The sequence below is a fragment of the Sphingomonas sp. genome (genome assembly GCF_019242355.1).
Lineage (GTDB): Bacteria > Pseudomonadota > Alphaproteobacteria > Sphingomonadales > Sphingomonadaceae > Sphingomicrobium.
The window spans coordinates 1-2,896 of record NZ_JAFAVR010000027.1; the positions used below are offsets into that span (position 1 = coordinate 1).

General features: G+C 67.9%; 3 protein-coding genes. 2 read left to right on the forward strand and 1 reads right to left on the reverse strand.

The annotated features are described in order from the left end of the window. Both JOZ79_RS01070 and JOZ79_RS01075 read left to right on the forward strand, forming a co-directional pair. On the forward strand, positions 1-978 hold a 978-nt coding region (locus JOZ79_RS01070), incomplete at its 5' end, for an MFS transporter (RefSeq protein WP_294069389.1). Positions 979-1,046: 68 nt separating this feature from the next. After that, positions 1,047-2,024 carry a winged helix-turn-helix domain-containing protein gene (locus JOZ79_RS01075; RefSeq protein WP_294069393.1) on the forward strand — a complete coding sequence of 326 codons (978 nt, stop codon included), beginning with the start codon at positions 1,047-1,049 and terminating at the stop codon, positions 2,022-2,024. Positions 2,025-2,715: 691 nt separating this feature from the next. Here the strand turns inward: JOZ79_RS01075 and JOZ79_RS01080 are convergent. Next, positions 2,716-2,896, reverse strand: a 181-nt coding sequence (locus tag JOZ79_RS01080; RefSeq protein WP_294069391.1) for a hypothetical protein, incomplete at its 5' end; no start/stop codon positions are given.

Here is a 2,896-nt window from a genome sequence, read left to right on the forward strand (position 1 = left end):
GGCTTCGCCGGCAGCCTCGCGGCCCTGGTTGCCCTCCGGGTCATGCTCGGTGTGGGTGAAGGCGTCGCTTTCCCGTCGGCGTCGAAGATCATCGCCCGCCACGTCAGTGGCGCCCGGCGCGGAATCGCCAATGGGACGCTTGCCGCCGCCCTCGCCTGGGGCCCGGCCATTGGCACCCTCGCCGGCGGCTTGATCCTCAGGGACTATGGCTGGCGCCCCATCTTCCTCGTGTTCGGCTCGGTCACCTTTCTGTGGATCGTGCCCTGGATGATCGTGTCGCGCGCGCACTGGCGGCGGCCCGAGGACGCCGCGCCGGCCGTTCCGGTCAGCGAGGTCGTCCGTCACCCGACTGTCTGGGCGATGGGTGTCGGCCACTTCTGCAACACCTATGGCTTCTATTTCATGCTCGCGTGGCTGCCCCTGTTCCTGGTCAAGTCTCGCGGCTTCTCGATCCTCGAAATGACGGAGATGACCACGATCGCTTATGTCATCCAGGGTGTGGGGGCGCTCGGCTGGGGCGTGCTTTCCGATCGCCTCGTCGCCGGCGGCTGGGACGAGGGGCGGCTCCGGAAGGGCCTGCTTGCCTTCCACCAATTCGGCTCGGCCGCGGCGATCGGCGGAATCGGATTCTCGTCCACTCCCGGCGGCATCTTCGCTTGCCTGGTCGCCGCTGCGGCGATCGGCGGCATTGGAGGCGCCAACCCCTATGCGATCACTCAGATCTTTGCCGGACCCAAGGCAGCGGGCAGCTGGGTCGGGGTGATGAACGGCATCGGCAACACCTCGGGCATAGTCGGCCCGATTTTGACCGGGCTGCTGATCGAAGGGACGGGGTCCTATATCTGGGCTTTCGGCGTGTCGGCAGCGATTGTCGCGTTCGGCGGCATCTGGTGGATCGCGGCGATTCCGAAGGTGCGGCCGGTCGGCGATGACGCCGCGCCTGGCCGACCGCAAGGGCCGAGGTTGAGGGCGTCCTGAACAGCTTCCGCTTCGACCGTTTCACACTCGACCCTGCCGACCGGCAGCTGTGCCGCGACGGCGCGCCCATCGAGCTCAACGCGCGTTATCTCGACGCCTTGACACTGCTGGTCAGCGAGCAGGGCCGCCTGGTCACCAAGGATCGCTTCCTCGACGAGGTCTGGAGCGGGGTCCCGGTCACCGACGAAGCGCTGACGCAGTGCATCCGCACGCTTCGCCGCCGCCTTGGTGACGACGCCGCGCGACCGCGCTTCATCGAGACGGTGCCCAAGCACGGCTACCGCTTCGTCGCGCCCGTTGAAACCGGCGCGGGCCCCGCCACGCCCGCCGGCCGCCCGTCGGGGTGGGTCGCCGGCGATATCCTGCTGATCGGTGGGTCGGGCACGGCGGGCGGAGCGGTCGCCGGCGTCATTGGCGGCCTTTTCTACGGGTTCGCCGGGGCCGCCGAGCCCCTTGCGCCCGGCGTGGGCGCGATCTCAATCCTCCTCGTGCTCGTCAGCCTGACGCTGCTCGTCGCGGTCATCGGCGGCGCAGGCGTCGCCTTCGGGATCGCGCTCGCCGACCTCCTCGGGCCGCGCCACTGGCGCATACTCGGCGGAGCGCTAGGAGGCTTCGTGATCGGCGCGATGGTCAAGCTGCTCGGCCTCGACGCCTTTTCGCTGTTGATCGGGCGCTCGCCGGGAGACATTACCGGGCCGTTCGAAGGCGCTCTCCTCGGCGCGGAGACCGGCCTTGCGGCGTGGCTCGGCGCGAGCATCGGCACGCTACGCCAAAGGGTGTTCCTGGCCGCCGCGCTCGGAGCCATCGCCGGTGCGCTCATCGTCTGCCTGGGCGGCCACATGATGGGCGGCAGCCTCGACCTCCTGGCCGCGCAATTCCCCGCCTCTCGCCTTCGACTCGATCGCATCGGCGCTCTCGTCGGCGAGCCGGGCTTCGGCCCGCTCGTGCAAGGCATTACGGCCGCCCTCGAAGGTGCGCTCTTCTCGGCGTGCCTCGTTGGCGCGATGGGACTCGCGCGCCGCAGCCTCGACCCCGGAAGAGCCTGACCACGGGTAACATAGCGAAGCAAAGCCGCGGCTCTCGGCGGAGGAGCGCGCCGCATCCGCGACCGAAGGAAGAAAAACGCCCACCGGTCCAAGGCGCGCAATACAACCCCGGGACTTCGGCGACCGACGTGACCGACTTGTTCGCGACCGGCCACTCAAGGAAGCTCAAGCCACTGCCGGCTGGTTGCAGCCGGCAGTGGCTTTGGCGTCGTAAATATGGCGGCCGGCGCTTTCACGCCGGCCGCATTGGCGATTAGCCGCGCTCGCCCGAGTGCGTCGTCGACGGCGGTGGCGGCGGCGGTGGCGGCGGCGGAGGCGGCGGCATGGGGCAAGCCGTTCCGGCAGCAACCTGCGATCCGTCGGGGCAGGTCGTCATTGGCGGCGGCGGGGGAGGCGGCGGCGGCGGCGGTGGCGGGCAGGGCGTGCCCATTGCAACTGTCGACCCGTCCGGGCAGGTCGTTGTCTTGGGCGTCGTTGCACAAGCGGAAACCGCGACCGTAGCCACGATGATTAGCGCAATCCGTCTCATTCGCCTCTCCTCTCCTGGTAACGGAATTGGCAACGCAACCATTGCGTATGTGTTCCAAATTGGGTCGCTTCCGGCCGAAACCCTTCTCCGTCGCCCCTGTCGCGATCGGCCATTTTCTCGTCCTCGCGCTGCTTTGCGCTGTTAGAATCCCGTTATGGGAACTCATCCCCAATTTTTTCGCCTTTCCTGTCGTTTTCGCTTGGCTTGGGACTCGCGATGATTCAAAGATTCCGCGTGAAGGCTCAACGCGTTGCCAGCTTGAGGGGGATTTAGGTCATGAGCATCGATTTCATCCGTCCCGAAGTCGACGAGCTCCGCCCGCGGATCAGCGTGATCGGCGTCG